The organism is Vibrio sp. 10N.222.48.A3 (assembly GCF_041475345.1).
GTDB classification, from domain to species: Bacteria; Pseudomonadota; Gammaproteobacteria; order Enterobacterales; family Vibrionaceae; genus Vibrio; species Vibrio tasmaniensis_A.
The window spans coordinates 1-4,849 of the sequence record NZ_JBFRVX010000290.1 but is presented as its reverse complement, the minus strand read 5'-3'; the positions used below and the strand labels follow the sequence as shown (position 1 = coordinate 4,849).

Annotated in this window: 6 protein-coding genes; 5 read left to right on the top strand and 1 reads right to left on the bottom strand. The window is 44.1% G+C overall.

Translation table 11 applies throughout. The features are described 5' to 3' along the window. Positions 1 to 578, bottom strand: a 578-nt coding sequence (gene lolB, locus AB4653_RS09420) for a lipoprotein insertase outer membrane protein LolB (protein WP_372103964.1), incomplete at its 3' end; no start/stop codon positions are given. 160 nt (positions 579 to 738) lie between these two features. On the opposite strand from lolB, the gene hemA reads away from it, so the two are divergent. The 5 genes from hemA to AB4653_RS09395 all read left to right on the top strand — a co-directional run. Continuing rightward, positions 739 to 1,998 carry a glutamyl-tRNA reductase gene (gene hemA / locus AB4653_RS09415; protein ID WP_102257966.1) on the top strand — a complete coding sequence of 420 codons (1,260 nt, stop codon included), beginning with the start codon at positions 739 to 741 and terminating at the stop codon, positions 1,996 to 1,998. Positions 1,999 to 2,026: 28 nt separating this feature from the next. Beyond that, on the top strand, positions 2,027 to 3,115 hold the full coding sequence (gene prfA / locus AB4653_RS09410; protein ID WP_009848728.1) for a peptide chain release factor 1: 1,089 nt from the start codon (positions 2,027 to 2,029) through the stop codon (positions 3,113 to 3,115). A gap of 5 nt (positions 3,116 to 3,120) precedes the next feature. Then, positions 3,121 to 3,993 (top strand): peptide chain release factor N(5)-glutamine methyltransferase, encoded by an 873-nt coding sequence (prmC, locus tag AB4653_RS09405; RefSeq protein ID WP_102257965.1) that lies wholly within the window; start codon positions 3,121 to 3,123, stop codon positions 3,991 to 3,993. Positions 3,994 to 4,162: 169 nt separating this feature from the next. After that, positions 4,163 to 4,546 carry a SirB2 family protein gene (locus AB4653_RS09400; protein ID WP_009848726.1) on the top strand — a complete coding sequence of 128 codons (384 nt, stop codon included), beginning with the start codon at positions 4,163 to 4,165 and terminating at the stop codon, positions 4,544 to 4,546. Between the two features lie 27 nt (positions 4,547 to 4,573). Next, positions 4,574 to 4,849, top strand: a 276-nt coding sequence (locus tag AB4653_RS09395; protein WP_372103961.1) for a transglutaminase family protein, incomplete at its 3' end; no start/stop codon positions are given.

Sequence of the window (4,849 nt, the reverse complement as noted above, 5' to 3'; positions counted from 1 at the left end):
GTAGGGAGGGGAATTGTCTCTACCTTTGCGTTGTCTTCATCTGATAGTTGCTTACTCGGCATCTCTGTATTGTGATAGTTAGCAAAATTCAGGGTCCACAGTTGACTGCTGACTTGTTTAGACAGAGATTCAAGCGTGTTAGTGCTGTTGAGTTGGTAGCTGTCTGCTTGGTCGGGAATGCCAAGGAACCATTGTGGTAGGTGATCAATGGGGATCTGCAATCCAGTAAGTTGCTCTACCAATACAGATGCACTTGCATGGGTGAATACTTGATCATCGTAAGTCACGACTTTTGCACCCAAACTGTCGATTGTAAGGTTCAAAGCGGTTTGACCAAGGAAAGTGGTCAGTCTTAATTGGCTTTGATTTGGGGAGTGCTTCCATATGAAGTTTAGGCTTTGGCGTTGCTCTGGAGAAATGTAAGCGAGCTTGCCTGAAGCTTGATAGTTTTCTATCTGTAAAAGCCTGTTTTGGTGACTTTGCCACTCAACGCTGGTCGGTTGTTCTGGGATAGACGAGCAACCCACCATAATGATGGTCAAAAAAATAAGAGACGTGATTTTTCGAAGCTTGCTCATATTTGCTCACAACTTGTTCAAATTTATCTAAAAAACGTCTCAACTATAGCATTGAATTCACGAACTCAGGAAAACAAATCCCGCTTGCTCTTTAAATAGAGCCATGCATCAAGTAAAATTCGCCCCTTGTTTCCATTCCCTGATCGAGAACTTCTGATACATGTCTTTGCTTGCCGTAGGTATCAATCACAATACAGCGTCGGTTGAATTGCGAGAAAAAGTCGCTTTTGGTCCAGATAAATTATCTGAGGCACTTAAGCAACTTAACGCAAATGCACACGTAAATGGAAGTGTCATACTTTCTACCTGTAATCGAACTGAAGTGTATTGTGACGTCAAAGGCGTGGCAAAAAACAAGTTGATCGATTGGCTGTCTGTATTTCATCAAGTTAGCCCTGAAGAATTAAAACCGAGCATCTACATCCATGAAGAACAAGCCGCGATTAAGCACTTAATGCGCGTTGCCTGTGGTTTGGACTCTCTGGTGTTGGGTGAACCACAGATTTTAGGTCAGGTGAAGCAAGCTTATACAGACTCTCGAGATAACAAATCTGTTGATGCTTCAATGGAAAAACTGTTTCAGAAATCATTTTCTGTCGCTAAGCGTGTTCGAACTGAAACTGAAATTGGCGGAAGCGCGGTTTCCGTTGCTTACGCAGCTTGCACATTAGCCAAACACATCTTTGAGTCGATTGCTGAATCAACGGTGTTACTGGTAGGTGCGGGTGAGACGATTGAATTGGTGGCAAAACACCTTTCAGCGAATGGTTGCACCAAGATGATTGTGGCCAACCGAACTCGTGAGCGTGCTTTAGGGCTAGCTGAAGAGTTTGGTGCTAAAGTGATTAGCCTCAATGAAATCCCCGATCACCTGCATCGAGCGGATATCGTGATCAGCTCAACCGCTAGTCCACTGCCTATTATTGGGAAGGGCATGGTTGAGACCGCACTTAAGACAAGAAAACATCAACCGATGTTGTTGGTTGATATTGCAGTTCCCCGAGACGTTGAGTCTCAGGTAGGCGATCTGAATGATGCTTACCTGTATTCCGTTGATGATCTGCAGTCGATTGTTGATGGCAACATTGAACAACGTAAAGTGGAAGCGATCCAAGCGGAAGCGATCGTTAGTGAAGAAAGTGCAGCATTCATGAGTTGGATGCGTTCACTGCAAGCGGTAGACAGTATTCGTGACTATCGAAAATCGGCCAATGAAATCCGAGAAGAATTATTAAGTAAGAGTTTACAATCACTTGCCGCTGGCGGTGACCCTGAAAAAGTTTTACTTGAGCTAAGTAACAAGCTCACAAACAAATTGATCCATGCTCCAACGCGTGCACTCCAAAGTGCAGCAGAGCAAGGAGAACCTGCAAAATTAACGGTCATTAGACAGAGTTTGGGCTTAGAAAACCCTCAATAATATTCGACCTCCAACAGAATAAGACATTATGAAAGCCTCGATTCTAATAAAGCTTGAAACACTTGTTGAACGCTATGAAGAAGTTCAACATCTACTTGGTGATCCCGATGTACTTGGGAATCAAGATAAATTCCGTGCCTTGTCAAAAGAGTATTCTCAATTAGAAGAGGTGACGGGGTGCTTTAAATCATACCAGCAAGCTCAAGAAGATTTAGAAGCTGCTGAAGAGATGGCAAATGAAGACGACGCAGAAATGCGTGAAATGGCTCAAGAAGAAATCAAAGATGCGAAAGCGAACATTGAACGTCTGACTGATGAGCTGCAAATTCTTCTGATTCCAAAAGATCCAAACGATGAGCGTAACTGCTTCTTAGAGATTCGTGCCGGCGCAGGTGGTGATGAAGCGGGGATCTTTGCAGGTAACCTTTTCCGTATGTACTCTAAGTTTGCCGAGAAAAAAGGCTGGCGCGTCGAAGTGATGAGCAGCAATGTTTCAGAGCAGGGCGGCTTTAAAGAGATGATCGCTAAAATCAGTGGCGACGCTGTTTACGGCACAATGAAGTTCGAGTCTGGCGGTCACCGTGTACAACGTGTACCGGAGACGGAATCTCAAGGTCGTGTTCATACATCAGCATGTACTGTTGCGGTTATGCCTGAGATTCCAGAAGCGGATCTGCCAGAGATCAAAGCTGGCGACCTTAAGATTGATACTTTCCGTGCATCTGGCGCGGGTGGTCAGCACGTTAACACCACGGATTCAGCAATCCGTATTACTCACTTACCTACAGGTACAGTAGTAGAGTGTCAAGACGAGCGTTCTCAGCATAAAAACAAAGCGAAAGCGATGGCTGTTCTTGCGGCTCGTATCGTTCAAGCTGAAGAAGAGCGTCGTGCTGCCGCGATTTCAGATACACGTCGTAACCTATTAGGTTCTGGTGACCGTAGTGACCGTATTCGTACGTACAACTACCCTCAAGGCCGTGTTTCTGATCACCGCATCAACTTAACTATCTACCGCCTGAACGAAGTTCTGGAAGGTGATATGCAAAGCCTGCTTGATCCTGTTCTACAAGAGCACCAAGCCGATCAACTAGCTGCACTTGCTGAGCACAACTAATTACTATGCAGTCAGCATATACGGTTGAAAGTGCTTTAAAGTCAGCAATCGTACAGCTTCAAGAGGGCGATAACACATCGCCCTCGATTGATGCTGCGGTACTGCTTTGTCACGCCTTAGATAAACCTAGATCTTACCTACTGACTTGGCCTGAGAAGCATCTCACTTCAGAACAAGAATCCGAATTCCATACCCTTCTAAAACGTCGCTTAACCGGTGAGCCTGTGGCTTATATTGTTGGTGAACGTGAGTTTTGGTCGCTGCCGTTAAAAGTCTCTCCTTCTACTTTAATCCCGCGTCCAGATACGGAACGTTTGGTTGAAGTGGCGTTAGACAAAACGTATGGCAAGCAAGGTGCGATTCTCGATTTAGGAACTGGTACAGGTGCGATTGCTTTGGCATTGGCCTCTGAGATGCCGAACCGACCAGTGACGGGGATTGATCTTCGTCCGGAAGCGCAGCAACTTGCGACAGAAAACGCTCAGCGATTAAATATCACCAACGCCACCTTTTTACACGGCAGTTGGTTTGAGCCTTTGAACCTAGCCAACTCTGAAAAAGAAGCGGTGAAGTTCTCGTTGATTGTCTCTAACCCACCTTACATAGAGAAGAATGCCCCTCATTTATCTCAAGGTGATGTGCGTTTTGAACCGATCACAGCGTTAGTTGCTGAAGAGAAAGGTTTAGCAGATATTCGATACATTTCTGAAAACGCACGAAGCTTTTTAGAAAACGAAGGTTGGTTAGCGTTTGAACACGGTTACGACCAAGGTTTAGCTGTACGTGAGATTATGCAGGCGCTCGGATATCTCGATGTTGTGACAGAGAAAGATTACGGTGGTAATGACCGAGTGACATTGGGTCGTTACTGTTCATAGGCTGCTGTTAATCATCTTGTGAGCAATAGATGATGAACTTGCTAAATTGATACCTTTAACTCGAAAATACACTTAACTTGATAATGCATTTAACGCAGAAATACAGAGCATTAACGGGTATTGTGTGGCTCGTGTTAACGAAAGACATATAAAAATATAAAGGAATACCATGTACGAAGGTTTAAAACATTTTCACCTATTAACGATTGCTATAAGCGCACTGCTTCTTTCGATTCGTTTCGCTCTTATGATGGCTAACTCACCGAAGCTTAAGCATCCTTTCTTACAGCGTTTCCCTCATATCAATGACTCATTGCTGTTGCTTTCGGGTATTGGTTTGATTTTTATCACTGGCTTTATTCCATTTACACCAGCAGCACCCTGGTTAACCGAAAAACTAACCTGTGTTATGGCTTACATCGCACTGGGCTTCTTTGCGCTTAAGCTAGGTAAAAACAAGCTACTGAGAGTGTTCTCTTTCTTTGGTGCGCTTGGCTGGTTAGCGATGGCAGGTAAAATTGCAATGACGAAGACACCAACATTTTTCGGTTAATTATCTCCTTATTTCGGTTAACTACCTATGTACGAATTTTTTGATGAAGACTTTGACCAGCTAGAGTTAGCTGAAGGTGCATTGATCTTAAATAAAGCGATTAACCCAGAAACTCAAGACAGTTGGGCAGAACAAGAGTTGGCGAGATTGTTAAAAGACGCCGAGTTTGCTTTGGTTAACGAAACGGATGAACAGCAGAAGTTTGAATCCTTTATTCGACTATTCTTTTATGAGTGGGGTTTTGCTGGGGATAAAGATGCGTATTTTTCTTCGGAAAACGCATTTATCGATAAAGTACTTGAG

What these genes read in the sequence shown, in the direction of transcription:
- prfA (WP_009848728.1), top strand. Translation starts at nt 2,027, where the DNA reads ATGAAAGCCTCGATTCTAATAAAGCTTGAAACACTTGTTGAACGCTAT.
- prmC (WP_102257965.1), top strand. Translation starts at nt 3,121, where the DNA reads ATGCAGTCAGCATATACGGTTGAAAGTGCTTTAAAGTCAGCAATCGTA.
- hemA (WP_102257966.1), top strand. Translation starts at nt 739, where the DNA reads ATGTCTTTGCTTGCCGTAGGTATCAATCACAATACAGCGTCGGTTGAA.
- AB4653_RS09400 (WP_009848726.1), top strand. Translation starts at nt 4,163, where the DNA reads ATGTACGAAGGTTTAAAACATTTTCACCTATTAACGATTGCTATAAGC.